The 13,878-nt window shown below is 46.9% G+C and carries 17 protein-coding genes; 9 read left to right on the top strand and 8 right to left on the bottom strand.

Translation table 11 applies throughout. The features are described 5' to 3' along the window. Window positions 1-28 precede the first annotated feature (28 nt). From IS446_RS07640 to IS446_RS07620, 5 genes are all read right to left on the bottom strand, one after another. On the bottom strand, window positions 29-541 hold the full coding sequence (locus tag IS446_RS07640; RefSeq protein WP_203059463.1) for an IS1096 element passenger TnpR family protein: 513 nt from the start codon (window positions 539-541) through the stop codon (window positions 29-31). A gap of 26 nt (window positions 542-567) precedes the next feature. Then, complete coding sequence (locus IS446_RS07635; protein ID WP_203059461.1) at window positions 568-1,602, bottom strand: COX15/CtaA family protein; 1,035 nt, start codon at window positions 1,600-1,602, stop codon at window positions 568-570. A gap of 62 nt (window positions 1,603-1,664) precedes the next feature. Then, the gene (locus tag IS446_RS07630; RefSeq protein WP_203059460.1) at window positions 1,665-3,092 is read right to left on the bottom strand and encodes a CCA tRNA nucleotidyltransferase; all 1,428 of its coding nucleotides are present in this window, start codon (window positions 3,090-3,092) and stop codon (window positions 1,665-1,667) included. A 67-nt stretch (window positions 3,093-3,159) separates the two neighbouring features. After that, complete coding sequence (locus IS446_RS07625) at window positions 3,160-3,720, bottom strand: L-threonylcarbamoyladenylate synthase (protein ID WP_203059459.1); 561 nt, start codon at window positions 3,718-3,720, stop codon at window positions 3,160-3,162. A 2-nt stretch (window positions 3,721-3,722) separates the two neighbouring features. Next, window positions 3,723-4,613 carry a polysaccharide pyruvyl transferase family protein gene (locus tag IS446_RS07620; protein ID WP_203059458.1) on the bottom strand — a complete coding sequence of 297 codons (891 nt, stop codon included), beginning with the start codon at window positions 4,611-4,613 and terminating at the stop codon, window positions 3,723-3,725. A gap of 109 nt (window positions 4,614-4,722) precedes the next feature. Between IS446_RS07620 and IS446_RS07615 the strand changes: the two genes are divergently transcribed. After that, window positions 4,723-5,517: a glycosyltransferase family 2 protein gene (locus tag IS446_RS07615; protein WP_235996444.1), complete on the top strand. Its 795-nt coding sequence runs from the start codon at window positions 4,723-4,725 to the stop codon at window positions 5,515-5,517. A gap of 1 nt (window position 5,518) precedes the next feature. On the opposite strand, the gene IS446_RS07610 is transcribed toward IS446_RS07615, so the two are convergent. Next, entirely contained in the window at window positions 5,519-6,559 is a 1,041-nt protein-coding gene (locus IS446_RS07610; protein WP_203059457.1) for a glycosyltransferase family 9 protein, read from the bottom strand. Between the two features lie 131 nt (window positions 6,560-6,690). Between IS446_RS07610 and IS446_RS07605 the strand changes: the two genes are divergently transcribed. After that, window positions 6,691-7,632 carry an NAD-dependent epimerase/dehydratase family protein gene (locus IS446_RS07605; protein WP_203059456.1) on the top strand — a complete coding sequence of 314 codons (942 nt, stop codon included), beginning with the start codon at window positions 6,691-6,693 and terminating at the stop codon, window positions 7,630-7,632. Here IS446_RS07605 and IS446_RS07600 read toward each other — a convergent pair. Together IS446_RS07600 and IS446_RS07595 are read right to left on the bottom strand one after the other, a co-directional pair. Further along, window positions 7,629-8,399: a glycosyltransferase family 2 protein gene (locus IS446_RS07600; RefSeq protein WP_203059455.1), complete on the bottom strand. Its 771-nt coding sequence runs from the start codon at window positions 8,397-8,399 to the stop codon at window positions 7,629-7,631. The genes IS446_RS07605 and IS446_RS07600 overlap by 4 nt on opposite strands. A gap of 65 nt (window positions 8,400-8,464) precedes the next feature. Further along, window positions 8,465-9,280: a 2,3,4,5-tetrahydropyridine-2,6-dicarboxylate N-succinyltransferase gene (locus IS446_RS07595; RefSeq protein ID WP_203059874.1), complete on the bottom strand. Its 816-nt coding sequence runs from the start codon at window positions 9,278-9,280 to the stop codon at window positions 8,465-8,467. A gap of 100 nt (window positions 9,281-9,380) precedes the next feature. On the opposite strand from IS446_RS07595, the gene ruvX reads away from it, so the two are divergent. From ruvX to IS446_RS07560, 7 genes are all read left to right on the top strand, one after another. Then, complete coding sequence (gene ruvX, locus IS446_RS07590; protein ID WP_203059454.1) at window positions 9,381-9,794, top strand: Holliday junction resolvase RuvX; 414 nt, start codon at window positions 9,381-9,383, stop codon at window positions 9,792-9,794. A gap of 133 nt (window positions 9,795-9,927) precedes the next feature. Next, window positions 9,928-10,353, top strand: a complete 426-nt coding sequence (locus tag IS446_RS07585) for a T9SS type A sorting domain-containing protein (RefSeq protein ID WP_203059452.1) — start codon at window positions 9,928-9,930, stop codon at window positions 10,351-10,353. A 92-nt stretch (window positions 10,354-10,445) separates the two neighbouring features. Then, window positions 10,446-11,036 carry a peptide deformylase gene (def, locus tag IS446_RS07580; RefSeq protein ID WP_203059451.1) on the top strand — a complete coding sequence of 197 codons (591 nt, stop codon included), beginning with the start codon at window positions 10,446-10,448 and terminating at the stop codon, window positions 11,034-11,036. A 58-nt stretch (window positions 11,037-11,094) separates the two neighbouring features. Continuing rightward, window positions 11,095-11,532 carry a DUF5606 family protein gene (locus IS446_RS07575; RefSeq protein WP_203059450.1) on the top strand — a complete coding sequence of 146 codons (438 nt, stop codon included), beginning with the start codon at window positions 11,095-11,097 and terminating at the stop codon, window positions 11,530-11,532. A gap of 111 nt (window positions 11,533-11,643) precedes the next feature. Continuing rightward, a complete protein-coding gene (locus IS446_RS07570; protein ID WP_203059449.1) occupies window positions 11,644-12,162 on the top strand; it encodes a hypothetical protein in 519 nt (172 codons plus the stop codon). Next, entirely contained in the window at window positions 12,150-12,824 is a 675-nt protein-coding gene (locus IS446_RS07565; RefSeq protein WP_203059448.1) for an NRDE family protein, read from the top strand. Before IS446_RS07570 ends, IS446_RS07565 begins: the two co-directional genes overlap by 13 nt. Before the next feature lie 10 nt (window positions 12,825-12,834). Then, a complete protein-coding gene (locus IS446_RS07560) occupies window positions 12,835-13,869 on the top strand; it encodes an ATP-grasp domain-containing protein (protein ID WP_203059447.1) in 1,035 nt (344 codons plus the stop codon). The last annotated feature ends 9 nt before the right edge of the window (window positions 13,870-13,878 follow it).

Raw genomic sequence — 13,878 nt, 5'->3', positions numbered from 1 at the left:
TAAATGTGGGTGATCGCTTTGCGGCAGATCAGTTTAAATTCTGGTCAAAGTCAAAGCTGTCCAGATCTTCCAGGTCGAAACCGTATTCGTCTTCCATGTCCGGATCGCCAAAGTCTTCTGCTTCGAAGGATTTTTCCGGCGGACTATCGGGGAGTTGACCGTGAACGAACATGAGGTTAGGGTAGGTAGTGCCTTCTTCTTTTTCAGAGATGTCTGCAAGTTCAACGAAGAAGGTCCACATGCTGAAAAAGTCGTAAACATAGATCAGGTTGCGGTTGTCTTTGTTCAGTACATCTTCCAGGTGTTCTTCGCTCATTAAGCGCACCTTTTCCATTCCTTCGCTCATATCGAACAGGGCGATCTCCTCTCCTTGCTCCCATTCTTCATTACTCACATAAAAGGAAGCCATTTCGGTACCGTCAAAGCCAAAAGACTGGGCGATGGCATTATGAAAGTCTTCCATTGTGGTATGTGCTTCGATCTCCAGGTCTCTGAAGACATCGTCTTCGGCATCCAGGATTATTCTGAACTTATAGATCATGTTTGACAATTTTTTGGGCACGCAAGTTACAAAGAATTCACCTGTTTTTTAGCCGTTACAGATTCTAAAACCAAATAGAATTGTAAGCCGAATAGTATGGAGGCGATCACGAGGTGTACAGACTGTGATCCGAAGGGGAAATCGACGTAATACATAGCCATCCCGCTGAGAATCTCGATTCCAAGCAATACCAGTACCCAGGACATTTTTCCGAATTTCAGTCCCAGCTTTCGGTTAAGATATGCCAGGTAAACATTGATGGCAAGTACAATGATCGAAAAACTACGATGAATATAGAAGCTCACTTCGGGTTCGCTAAGCCACTGGTCTTTGGCAAGCCCTCCCAGCAATTTAACTTGTTCATCTATGAATTGCCTTACCTGGGTGCCGAGAACCACCTGAAGAAGGGTGAGTGCCAGGGCGGTCCAGAGTAATTGGTGAAACAAAGGGTTAAACACCTTGTGGTTATCAGCAGGTTTTAAAAGTTGAATGATACGCAGGATCATGGCTACGATCACGAGGGCCATGACCATGTGCAGGGTAATACGTACCGGTGCCAATACCGAATAGACTACGGTTGCACCCAGCCATGCCTGGAAGCCCATTCCGAAAACAGTGAGCCAGCTTAAGACCGTTACCTGCCTTTTACGTTTCCACCAGCCAACAGACCAGATCGCCATGATCAGAGTCGCCAGTCCGGCAAGTGCCCCCACCAGGCGATTGATGTATTCCACCCAGGTGTGTGTGGCATTGAAGATCGCATAGTCGTGTTTGGTGTAGGCTTCCCAGTTTTCGGGGTTGAAATTGGCTCCTGTGGTGAGGTCTTTTGAGGCTACCAGTAAGCGTTCCTCCCTGATGATCACCTGCCCTTCCTTAAAGGTCCTTTCCGGTTCCCAAAGCAATTGGGATTCCTGTGTAGGAGGAATGTAGTAGCCAAAACACTTTGGCCAGTCGGGGCATCCCATGCCGCTTCCGGTCATACGTACAACGGCTCCTGCAACAATAACAAGATATACGAGAACAAGGGTAGTCTTAGCGATATGGCGTAGCGTGATCTTCATAGGTATTGGTTTATCATAAGCCCTTGGGGGCGGGTTAACGATCCTGGGTGGGCATTATGCGTTTATTGCTTTTTTTCTTTTTTGATCAGGCCGAGCTTAGTGCCTTTTTTTATCATAAAAGCCTTGGCAGCCTCGTATTCGTTAGGGATCTCTCCCTCGAGAATAGCTTCCTTTATGGCGTCTTTGATGATCCCGATCTCTTTTGAGGGTTTCAGGTCAAAGAATTCCATGATCTCTTGTCCGTCGATAGGCGGCTGGAAGTTACGCACGTGATCGCGTTCTTCCACTTCCTTGATCTTTTCCCTTACGATCTTAAAATTATTGTGGTACTTCTTGTAGCGACGCGGATTCTTGGTGGTGATATCGGCCTCGCAAAGGGTCATAAGGTCTTCGATATTGTCTCCGGCATCGAAGATAAGTCTCCTCACGGCAGAATCGGTTACGATGTCCTGGGCCAGCACAATGGGGCGGGAGCTCAATAACACCATTTCCTGAACGAACTTCATCTTTTCATTCAATGGCAGGCGTAATCTTCTGAAGAGTTTCGGTACCATTTTCGAACCTACGAACTCATGGCCGTGAAAGGTCCATCCTATCTTTTTATCAAAGCGCTTGGTCGGGGCCTTGCCGATGTCATGGAGCAGTGCTGCCCAGCGGAGCCATAAATTATCGGTATTCACAGAGATATTATCGACCACTTCTAGGGTATGCCAGAAATTGTCCTTGTGGCGTTGCCCTTCTTTTTCTTCTATACCCGACAAATTCGTGAGTTCCGGCATGATCATTTTCAGAAGGCCGGTCTTGTATAGCAAAGCAAATCCAACAGATGGCCGCGGACTTAGTAAGATCTTGTTGAGTTCATCTACGATGCGCTCCTTGCTAATGATCTTCAGGCGCTTTCGATTGCGCTTTATGGCTTCAAAGGATTCTTTTTCAATGCGGAAATTGAGCTGAGAGGCAAAGCGAATAGCTCTGAGCATGCGTAAAGGGTCGTCAGAATACGTGAGGTCCGGGTCCATCGGGGTGCGGATGATCTTTTTCTCCAGATCTTCCTGTCCGTTAAAAGGGTCTATCAACTCCCCGTAGCTGTCCTCGTTCAGGGATATGGCCAGGGCGTTGATGGTAAAATCTCTTCGATTTTGATCGTCTTCAAGACTACCGTCTTCCACAACGGGTTTTCTGCTGTCAAAGTGGTAGCTTTCCTTTCTGGCGCCTACGAATTCAAGTTCTACCTCTTCGGTTCTGATCATGGCAGTACCAAAGTTCTTGAATACCGAAACCTTAGGGTTGCCTTCCAGGGCAGCAGCCACTCCCTTGGCCAGTGCGATCCCACTGCCTACAGCTACGATGTCAATATCTTTAGGTGTACCCCGCTTCAACAGGAAGTCTCTTACGAAGCCCCCGATAACATAGCATTCTGTTCCCATATCCTTTGCCACCCATGCGATGGTTTTGAATGCGGGATGTTCTATGGCATTACTGTAATTCATTAACCCTTGAAATTAACGGTTCGTCTGCCGAAATAGCATCCGTTGTTCTGATCATATGGGATTCTCCCTATTTGCGAATGATCCTGACCAGGCCACTGTTTCCCAGCTTGATGATGGTCGATGGTGGCCCGCTCTTCTTTTCGCGGTGCAAATTTACTATATAGTCAACACCTTTTAAAATTTCACTGTTTATTTCTGCGAAGGATCTCGGGATAGGAGAGCCACTGAGGTTAGCTGTAGCCGATACCAGGGGTCGCTTAAGTCTTGCCGTCAGACGCTGGCAGAATTCATCAGAGGCCACCCGTATGGCCAGAGTATTGTCTTTACCCGGCAGATTGGGTGCCACATTCATGGGTTGGTCGTAAATGATGGTCGTAGGGCGCGAACTTACTTCGATAATATCATAGGCGGGATCAGGCACCTCGTAAACGTATCGTTCCAGCATGCGGGTGTTGGGTACGAGGCATACCAGCCCGCTCTTTTCAGAGCTTTTTTTAAGGTCGTAAACCTTTTGAACAGCTTCAGGATTCCGCGCATCGCAACCTATGGCCCATACGGTGTCGGTAGGGTAGAGAATGAGTCCGCCCTGGTTTAACACTTCGAGGCATTTGGCGATTTCTTCGTGCATGCTCATAATTCCAGGTAATTAAAGACCTTCTCGGCAAATTTGTCGTTGATCTCCCTGCATTCTTCCAGTACTCCGCTATAGGCGGTAGCTTCTTTTAGTTTAGACCGGAAGTTGTCCATGGTGGCGATCGGAGTCTTGTATTTAAAGTCGTAGAATTTCGAGGTTGTGGGAATGGAGACCACCTTCTTCCCCAGAAGGGTAGACCAGTACATACCGTGATAGCTGTCGGTAACTACCGTATCACATGTTCTGATAAACTTGATGATATCTTCAAAATCATCCTGGTTGGTCATATGTGGTAAGGTGCTTACCTTTTCCATGATGCCGGGGCGGCTGAGATTCTTTTTATGCAGCAGGATGCCAAATTCGTTCTCGGCAGTAGCGGGTTCGTCAAAGATCTCGTGCTTGCAGCTTACGCAAGGTACCCATTCGTTATGCATACTGATATCCCGGGTACCGAACAATCCGAAATTTTCAGGATCTACGTTGTATTGTTTTACGGTTTTGGTGTTCAGCGCATTGTGACCGGCACCCCATACTACGGTTTTTTTGCCGCGATCTTTGAGTGATTCGAATAGGCGCATTTGTTTGTGAAATGCAGCCAGATTCAGGAGTCCGCCTCCGCCAATGATCAGGGATCGATCAATGATCGTATCTACCCATTCCTGTCTGAGGTCGTCGTCTTTGGACTGGTATTGGAATATGTCCAGGACCTTCCCTTTCAGGGGGGCGTAATAATGGTGGGGGGCGCAGTAAAAGTCACCGGCATTGCCGGGGTCGTAACGGTGTACGTTGATCACATCATTGTTGCCCAGCTCCGAAGCTTTTCGCACTTTCCTAAGCGTGGTATATCTTACGACCTTCCTTTTAAAAAATCCCGGTTTATCCTTCATGCTTCTGAATTTAATTGGATTGTAGCAGACTTCAAAGCTAATACAAATAAAAATACTATATTTGCCGCCCTCAATCTATTGGTTTGAAGCGATTTAATGTTTTTGAGTCATGAATAAAATATCTACGACGCTCCTCATATCTACCTATAATTGGCCTGAAGCCTTGGCTTTGGTGCTACGCAGTGTATTAAAGCAAACGGTAATGCCCGATGAGGTGATCATTGCCGATGATGGTTCTGATGAGCGCACACGCCAGGTGATCGACGGATTCAGAAAGGAATTCAAAACAGAACTTAAGCATATCTGGCACGAAGATAAGGGTTTTAGAAAGTCCAAGATCCTCAACAGGGCCGTAGCTTCTGCTGCCAGTGAATATATCATCCAGGTAGATGGCGATTGCTTCTTACATCCTAACTTTATCGAAGACCACATCGAAAATGCCGACCGCGACCGTTACCTCTACGGTACCCGTGTACGTATTAAGGAGACCGCAGTGCCCGGAATATTGAGCAGACAGGATATGAATATTCATTTCTTTAAGCCCGGTCTGAAAAAGCGTCCGCGAAACATTCGTATTCCCGTGATCTCAGGTCTTTTCAAGACCCAGCCGGAAATATCTCCGAAGTTCAGAGGGTGTAATACCTCTTACTGGCGTGAGGATTTTATTGCGATCAATGGGTATAATGAAGATCTTGAAGGTTGGGGAAGAGAAGATTCTGAGCTTATGATCCGTATGCACAATCTCGGACAAAAAGCGAAGCGATTAAAGTTCAACGCCATTGTTTACCATCTCGATCACCACGAAAATGAAAGAGATCGTTTTGAGATCAATGATCGCATCCAGGAAACGACCATTAAAGAAGCTCTTGTGTCTTGTGATAACGGGGTAGGGAAATACCTGTAGGTCAGGAGATCTCTTCGAGGAATTCGTTAAGTACATCCCTGAAAAGTTCAGGCTTTAGTTCCTGGTAGAGCTTCAGGCTTTCATTCTTGAACTGTTTGGCAGGCTTGTCCTTGTAGATCTCCGGGAGGTAGTCTTCAAGGTGTACACTTTTGTTCTTCTCATCTTCAAAAATAGCCCAGTCGCCCCTGGGTATCCACGGTGAAAAAATTGAAAATGTGGGTAGGTCCAGCGCTTTAGCCATGTTTACAGCACCCCCTTCGTTTCCGATCAGTGCCCGGCAATGCGACAGGAAAGCTATAAATCCGCGCAGCGAATCTGCGAAGAGATCCAGGTGGATGCGTTGCTGTGTTTCCGGCTGGCACAGGTCATAGATCTTTTTAACCTCTTCGTATTGTTTTGGAATGTAATTAAACAGCATGGGGTGCTGGCTGGTTGCAGCTATTTGGTCCAGGAAGGTCGCCATATAGGGCGCCGGATAACTTTTGTTGGCACCGCTTCCCAATATCGATATCATAAGCGGTCTCGACTCCGGGGTTAATCCGTGCTGTCGGATCAGGTCAGCAGCTTTCTCCCGCTCTTCAGGGGTCAGGTAGATCGCCGGTTTGTGAGTGAGGTCGTTCATGGTCTTGCCATTCAGTATCGGCAGCAGGAGCTGTAGCCTGTGCTCTATGGCCAAACCAAATCCGTATTTACTTTCAGTCCATCGCTTAACGGGATGGGTATAGGCAAAGGCACTGTAGTTCTTGTGGAATCCTATGGTTTTCGGAATTCCCGACAAAAGTGAGATCATCGAGGTTTCGATCTTCGTGTAGGCGTCGATCAGTACGTCGTAGTTTTCCTTTTTCAGGGTGTTGATGAAATCCAGTAATTTGAGCTTCTTCTTTCTGAGAATGGGGTCAAATCGGATGATGCGGTCTATAGCCGGGTGGTTTTCGATCACTGCGGTCGTATGGGCATGAACCATATAATGGATCGTTGCCTGGGGGAATTCCCTTTTGAGGTTCTCGCAGAGGATACTGCTGGTGAGTACATCACCTATCATTTTTTGTTGGATAACGAGGAACTTCAAGGGTAAAAAATATTTTTTCGCAAATTAGTTAATATTTTGAAAGAAGGCCGCTATGAATTAATAGTAATTTTGTGGTCAATTATAGATCAAGAACTCAGCGCATAATGAAAATATTGGTTACCGGTGCCGCCGGATTTATTGGATCGCATACTGCAGCCTTTTTTGCCGAAGAAGGACATCAGGTATACGGATTAGACAATTTCTCTACGTATTACGATCCGGAGCTCAAGCGATTAAATCGCAAAGCCATCGAGGCTTCCGGGGTAGAGTTTATCGAGATCGACCTCATGGGTGACCTCGATGCGCACATGCCTGCCGATTTTGACCTGATCTTTCATTTTGCCGCCCAACCCGGTATTTCGGCATCGACCAGCCTGGATGAATATGTGCGGAATAATATCTTTGCGACCCAGCGCTTATTGGACTGGACGCGCACCTACTGCCCGAACCTGAAGTTGTTCGTGAATATTGCCACCTCTTCCATATACGGAAAGGAAGCTACCCTTGCTGAAACGGAGGTGCCGCTGCCTATTTCCTTTTACGGTACCACCAAACTCGCAGCCGAGCAGCTGGTCATGGGGGAGCAACGCACCGGCAAGATCAAGGCATGCTCGCTAAGGCTTTACTCGGTTTACGGGCCGCGTGAGCGCCCTGAAAAGCTCTATACCAAATTGATCAAGTGTATTTTTGATGATACCGAGTTCCCCCTCTACGTGGGCAGTGAGAAACATTCCAGGAGCTTTACCTATGTAGGTGATATCGTAAAGGCCATGGCAGCCGTTCCCGGGAGGGAAGATGTGCTTAACGGGGAGATCATTAATATTGGATCGGACAAAGAGTATACGACCGGTGAAGGGATCGCTCTTATTGAAAAGATCATCGGCAAAAAGGCGAAGCTCAAAAGAACACCTCCACGTCCGGGAGACCAGTTGCGAACCACGGCCCTGATCGATAAGGCCCGGAAACTATTGGATTACGATCCGGATACTTCGTTTGAAGACGGACTCAGAAAGCAGGTGGAATGGTATAAAGAAAACTTCGTTTAAGAACGGAGTTTTTTCAGCGTTTTGTAACGCTCGTGTACTCCGAGGGCATTGAGATAGCATATGATGATCCCTTTCTTCCCGTCTAAAATTCCTAATCTCACCAGGTAGCTGTAAAGAAATCTCCATGCAGGACGGAAGTACTGACTGAATAGTGTCCATCGCTTGCCGTTCTCATAGGCTTCACGGGCTCGTAAGCGTCCGTAGCTTAACATTTTTCCCTTGTAGTCTTCGTAATCCTTGTAGGAGTAGTGAATGAGTTTTTCTTTTAAAAATCCGGCCTCACCTTCGTATTCCAGGATCTCGTGAACAATGCGGTCTGGCGTAAAAATGCAAAGACTTTTACGGAATAAACGATGCACCTTGTCGGTTTGCCACCCGCTAAAATAAAGGCGTTCTTCCTGGAACATGAACGAACGATAGTTCCAATACGCCGGATAGGTATTGTCTTTAGCGATGGTTGCAAGAATTTCTTCCTGCAATGAAGGAGGTACTTCTTCATCGGCATCGAGAAAGTAGATCCAGTCGTTAGTGGCTAAAGAGAGGGCGTAGTTTTTCTGTTCCGTGTAATTTTTAAAGGGGTGTTGCACGGCATTGATCGCAGGGTGAGCTTTGAGCCACTCCCAGGTGCCGTCGGTGCTGAAGGAATCAACAACAACGATCTCATCAACAAAGCCTATGCTGTTAATGCATCGTTCTATACAATCCATTTCGTTCAGGGTGATGATCACCGCTGAAATCTTCTGCTGCTGTTCTCTTTCTGTCGCCATAAACAATAGGGGGGCAAATATATGAGGAATGAAAAAAAAAGCCCCTACGAAGAGGGGCTTTTTTATTATACAGCAACGTTATATTCTCTCAACGCATCATTTAGCGATGTCTTCTTATTGGTGCTCTCTTTTCGATTCCCGATGATCAGGGCGCAAGGCACCTGGTATTCTCCTGCAGGGAACTTTTTGGTGTAGCTTCCCGGGATCACTACCGAGCGGGCAGGAACCTTTCCTTTCATTTCTACAGGTTCTTCTCCGGTTACGTCGATGATCTTGGTAGAGGCGGTTAGTACCACATTGGCCCCGAGAACGGCTTCTTTTTCTACGCGAACGCCTTCGACTACGATACAACGGGAACCTACAAACACATTGTCTTCTATGATCACAGGTGCGGCTTGAAGCGGTTCCAGTACCCCTCCGATACCTACACCACCACTAAGGTGAACGTTCTTGCCGATCTGGGCACAACTACCTACCGTAGCCCAGGTATCTACCATGGTCCCTTCTTCCACATAGGCTCCTATGTTCACATAACTCGGCATCATGATCACTCCGGATGAAATGTAAGCCCCGTGTCTGGCAACCGCATGAGGAACTACGCGAATGCCCTTTTCCTTATACCCGGTCTTTAAAGGGATCTTATCGTGAAACTCCAAAGGTCCGGCTTCAATGGTCTTCATTTCCTGGATCGGGAAGTAGAGTACCACAGCCTTCTTTACCCATTCGTTTACCTGCCATCCGTCCGCAACAGGTTCGGCAACGCGAAGTTCGCCCTCATCCAACATGGTGATCACACGACGAATGGTGTCCTTGGTATTTTGTTCCTTAAGCAGGTCGCGGTTTTCCCATGCCTGCTCGATAAGTGTTCTTATTGCGTCCATCATCTTTTGAATTTTAAAGCAAAGATAACGGCTTTCAGGGTTATTGTGTCGAGTCATTTACAGATGTAACAATTTAAACTGTATTTTTGGCAAAAACGATATGGGAAGGATCATGGCCATCGATTATGGCGGAAAACGAACCGGGATAGCGATAACAGACCCTATGCGAATTATCGCTTCCGGCCTTACAACGGTCCCTACCGGTGAACTCTTAGGGTTTATCCGGAAATACTGTGCGAAAGAAGAGGTCGATATTCTCGTGGTTGGTGAGCCCAAGCGATTGCACAACGAACCTTCAGATATTGAGAAGGATATCGCCAAATTCCTGAAAAAATTGAATAAGGAGATTCCCGCCCTGGAGGTTGCCCGGGTTGATGAACGATACACCTCCAAAATGGCCTCCCAGGCACTGGTTGACAGTGGGTTAGGTAAGAAAAAACGTCGAAATAAAGAACTTTTAGACGAAGTTAGTGCTACTATTATCTTACAAAGTTATATGGATATTGCAAGGTAAATGTCGAATTGTTTCGCAATTTTTTATGGCAAAACCCACTTCGTGTCGAAAAAGTTATTAACTTTGACTGTTGATAACTAGTTATTTATCATTTTGTAACCTACTTATTGTTCAATTGTTAAACGTATAGTGAATGAAAAAAACGACTACCCTGATCATTTACTTATTACTCTTACAAACCGCCTTTGCTGCCCCGGAGGTGATTTGGGAAGAGCCTGCGCCCCGGACAACGATCATGTCTCCTTCACCGGAACTGGATACCCCTCCGCTTTGGTCTATGGAATACCGTCTTATGCTTCTCACCGATCTTCAAACGCAAAGTCAACCGGTTAAGGTGTACCCCAACCCTGTTAACCGAAAGGATGAATTGAACATTAGTCTGAAGGGTAGCGGACAAAAATTTCTGAGTTTCTACGATATTACCGGTAAGATGGTGAAACAGGTGGTTACTGAAAAGAATGTGATCTCTTTAAGTGTTGCTGACCTGGGAGAAGGTGTGTATATTCTCAACGTCAAATCGCCATCTCTCCAAACCACAAAAAAGGTGATCATTCGTTAGACCTTCCAATTTTTAAGATAAGCTTTGTAAAACCCTGGTAAGTATTAGGGAATATCTTTGTATTTTTGCTGCCCTATAAAAGTACAGCAATTATGATATTACCTATTGTTGCCTATGGAGACCCGGTGCTTCGTAAGAAAGGAACGGATATCGATGCCGAATACCGCGACCTGAAAGGCCTTCTCTCCAATATGTTCGAGACCATGTACAACGCCCAGGGGGTTGGTTTAGCCGCACCTCAGATCGGGCTGCCTATTCGTTTGTTCATTATCGATGCCACTCCTTTTGCAGACGACGAAGAGCTGGACGCCGAAGAGCAGGCTGTGCTCAAGGATTTTAAAAAGGTATTCATCAACGCCCGTATCCTTGAAGAAACCGGTGAACCGTGGAGCTTTAATGAGGGATGCCTCAGTATTCCGGATGTAAGAGAGGATGTAAGCCGTAAAGAAACGGTTACCATTGAATATTACGACGAGAACTTCAAGCGTCACGAAGAAACCTTCAGCGGACTCGCTGCCAGGGTGATCCAGCACGAGTACGATCATATCGAGGGCGTACTTTTTACCGATAAACTTTCCAGTTTGCGTAAGCGTTTGTTAAAAGGAAAACTTGCCAATATTTCTAAAGGTAAGGTCAGAGCCGATTATAAGATGCGTTTCCCACTGGCGAAAAAAGCGAGGTAAACTTTTTGATAAAACTAGGAAAGCAGTGATATTTGCTTCCGCAAAAAAATAAAAACTTATGGGGTTAGATAAGATCTTAGCGATTTCGGGAAAGCCCGGATTATACGAATTGAAAGCTCAGACCAGATCTGGTTTTGTGGCAGAGTCATTGATCGATGGAAAAAAGATCTCTGTAGGGTTGAGAAATAACGTTAGCCTGCTTTCGGAGATAGCCATTTATACCCTTACCGAAGAGGTGCCTTTACGCGAGGTGTTCAGTAAGATCGCCGAAAAAGAGAACGGTGGTAAAACTGCGGTAAGTCACAAAGAAAGTAAAGATAAACTGGAAGAGTACTTTTTTGAAGTGCTTCCGGATTACGATGAGGATCGTGTATACGCCAGCGATATCAAAAAGGTATTGCAGTGGTATAATCTCCTCAACGAAAAAGGAGTTACCGACTTTAGTGCTGACGAAGAGGAGGCCGAAGTATCTGAAAATGCTGCTGCTTCTGAATAGTTATTAAGAGCATTTGTTAATTTTTTAAAGCCTTCCCTTTCGGAAGGCTTTTCTTTTTCCTTTAATTTTCAGACTTCAGTACAGACCAACCAAAACCATTAGTATACGTTTATGACACCTCCTTTGATCCGGCAGATCCGCTTTCAGCTCCAAATGCTGGATGCTCTTTTGCAACAACTCGATACCCCGGGATACGGAACGCCGGTGCCGGTACTCGGAAATTCATCCATAGGCATGCATGTGCGTCATATTCTCGAATTCTATCAGTGTCTCCGCGATGGCTGCGCCGATGGCATGGTGAACTATGACCGCCGAAAAAGAGATGTGGCTACAGAGACTGATCTTTTGGCTGCCGGGATCGCGCTTAAAGAGGTGGTTCATTTTGTGAATAGTTGCACTGTAAATGCTTCGGTCCGACTTCTTTCCGGTGAGGAAGAAGGCGATAAAAAGGGGCTGATCGCTATAGATAGTAGTTTATTCAGGGAGTTGCTATACAATCTGGAGCATACCATTCATCACCTCGCCATGATCCGTATCGCCCTGAGAGCAACGGGTATGGAGCATTTAGTAGCCGAGCGCTTTGGCGTCGCTCCTTCCACCTTAAGATCCGGACGAGTATGTGTACGGTAAGTTTTATAGCCAATAAACAGGGGTATGTGCTTACCTCTAACAGGGACGAGGCTCCGGGAAGGGCAACCGGTACCCCGGAATGGTGGACGCCTTCGGGTGGGGTGCCTTTTAAGGCGCCTGTAGATCTCGAAAAAAAAGGGACCTGGATCGCTGCGGGGGAAGACGGTCGGTCGGCCTGCCTGCTCAACGGCGCATTTGAAAAGCACCGCAGGGTACTTCCTTATACCCACAGCCGGGGTGCACTTATACCGCTGGCTTTTGAAGCGACAAATTTCAGGACTTTCTACGATACCATAGACCTTAAAGGTTTCGAGCCCTTTACCCTGATCCTTGTCGACGAGCTGTTGCAAGTGATCCGCTGGGATGGAAAACGCAGGGTGTTGGAGTTTTTGAGTAAGGAGCGATCCCATCTTTGGTCGTCAGCCACCTTGTATTCTGCTGAGGTCCATTCCGGGAAACTGCGCAAATTTGAGGCTTTTTTGCAGGAGCATCCCCAACCGGGTCCAGACGAGCTGCTGAAGCTACATGGGGTAAAGCACCCCAATGATTTTATCTTAAGGCGGAATGAAGTGCGAACGGTAAGCATTACCCAGGTCGTGTCTCATGGGGATGGTAGTACCATGCAGTATCTTCAGCCTTCGTATTTGTTCAATACCCTTTAATTCTCGCGTAGTGAAGGCTCCTGATTGGCTCATCCGACTGCGTTCCTGGGAGTATTGGCCCATGTGGGTGCTCTATGTTCCTGTGGTGTTCAAACACCTGGAGTATTCCTTGCGTGCAGGTTCTCCCTTTTTCTTCCTCCAGGTAAATCCGGGGATGGGGAAGGGATTTATTCTCAGCGACCCAAAATCGGAGCAATTAAAACAACTGCCGGAAGCCCTCAGGCCAAAGACGATCTTATGGCTCCCCGATACCTCTCCTGAAGCTTTAGCGTCCAGACTTGCAGAAAAAGGAATGACCTATCCCCTCATTCTTAAACCCGATGTCGGGTTTCGTGGATTAAAGGTGAATTTGATCAAGGATCACAGTGACTTTGTTGCACATAGTACTGAGATCACTGTACCCTATCTGATACAGGAATATATAGACCTTCCGGAGGAGCTCGGCGTTTTTTGGTACCGGTATCCGAATGCCGGCCGTGGTGTGGTTCCTTCCCTTACCCTGAAAGCTTTTATGGAGGTCATGGGTGATGGTCGTCAAACCCTCCATGAGCTGATTGATGCCGATCCGCGCTGGCGCCTGCAAAGACAACGGCTTAAGGAGCAGTTCGGGCACCGGTGGGAAGAGGTGCTTCAGGATGGCGAACGCCTGCTGCTGGAACCAGTGGGGAATCACAACCGGGGCACCATGTTCGTCAATGGTACCCATCTGGTAGGACCTAAGCTCGAAGCCCGGATGCAGGAGATCACCGAAATGCTTCCCGGATTCTTTTTTGGTCGTCTCGATATGAAGGTCAGGAGTCTTGATGATTTTATCCATGGTGGGGAGGTAAAGGTGCTGGAGGTGAATGGCGTTGGAGCAGAGCCTACCCACGTTTATCATCCCGGGTATTCTCTTTTTAAGGCCTGGAAGGAGATGGCGCATCTTTGGGGAGTTATGGCCGGGATCGCACTGGTGCACCGGAAGAATGGCCTTGATTTTCCCGATTTTTCTGAAGCAAAAGCCCGTTATTTGCAATACAGACGTTATAAAAAGGAAGCCCTTTAAATTCAATTT

The sequence above is a fragment of the Robertkochia sediminum genome, assembly GCF_016786255.1.
Lineage (GTDB): Bacteria > Bacteroidota > Bacteroidia > Flavobacteriales > Flavobacteriaceae > Robertkochia > Robertkochia sediminum.
The sequence above is the reverse complement of the archived record's forward strand: the minus strand, read 5'-3'. Positions and strand labels throughout refer to the sequence as shown.

What these genes read in the sequence shown, in the direction of transcription:
- IS446_RS07565 (WP_203059448.1), top strand. Translation starts at nt 12,150, where the DNA reads ATGTGTACGGTAAGTTTTATAGCCAATAAACAGGGGTATGTGCTTACC.
- IS446_RS07575 (WP_203059450.1), top strand. Translation starts at nt 11,095, where the DNA reads ATGGGGTTAGATAAGATCTTAGCGATTTCGGGAAAGCCCGGATTATAC.
- IS446_RS07585 (WP_203059452.1), top strand. Translation starts at nt 9,928, where the DNA reads ATGAAAAAAACGACTACCCTGATCATTTACTTATTACTCTTACAAACC.
- IS446_RS07620 (WP_203059458.1), bottom strand. Translation starts at nt 4,613, where the DNA reads ATGAAGGATAAACCGGGATTTTTTAAAAGGAAGGTCGTAAGATATACC.
- IS446_RS07595 (WP_203059874.1), bottom strand. Translation starts at nt 9,280, where the DNA reads ATGGACGCAATAAGAACACTTATCGAGCAGGCATGGGAAAACCGCGAC.
- IS446_RS07610 (WP_203059457.1), bottom strand. Translation starts at nt 6,559, where the DNA reads ATGATAGGTGATGTACTCACCAGCAGTATCCTCTGCGAGAACCTCAAA.
- IS446_RS07625 (WP_203059459.1), bottom strand. Translation starts at nt 3,720, where the DNA reads ATGCACGAAGAAATCGCCAAATGCCTCGAAGTGTTAAACCAGGGCGGA.
- IS446_RS07635 (WP_203059461.1), bottom strand. Translation starts at nt 1,602, where the DNA reads ATGAAGATCACGCTACGCCATATCGCTAAGACTACCCTTGTTCTCGTA.
- def (WP_203059451.1), top strand. Translation starts at nt 10,446, where the DNA reads ATGATATTACCTATTGTTGCCTATGGAGACCCGGTGCTTCGTAAGAAA.
- IS446_RS07600 (WP_203059455.1), bottom strand. Translation starts at nt 8,399, where the DNA reads ATGGCGACAGAAAGAGAACAGCAGCAGAAGATTTCAGCGGTGATCATC.
- IS446_RS07570 (WP_203059449.1), top strand. Translation starts at nt 11,644, where the DNA reads ATGACACCTCCTTTGATCCGGCAGATCCGCTTTCAGCTCCAAATGCTG.
- IS446_RS07640 (WP_203059463.1), bottom strand. Translation starts at nt 541, where the DNA reads ATGATCTATAAGTTCAGAATAATCCTGGATGCCGAAGACGATGTCTTC.
- IS446_RS07605 (WP_203059456.1), top strand. Translation starts at nt 6,691, where the DNA reads ATGAAAATATTGGTTACCGGTGCCGCCGGATTTATTGGATCGCATACT.
- IS446_RS07615 (WP_235996444.1), top strand. Translation starts at nt 4,723, where the DNA reads ATGAATAAAATATCTACGACGCTCCTCATATCTACCTATAATTGGCCT.
- ruvX (WP_203059454.1), top strand. Translation starts at nt 9,381, where the DNA reads ATGGGAAGGATCATGGCCATCGATTATGGCGGAAAACGAACCGGGATA.
- IS446_RS07630 (WP_203059460.1), bottom strand. Translation starts at nt 3,092, where the DNA reads ATGAATTACAGTAATGCCATAGAACATCCCGCATTCAAAACCATCGCA.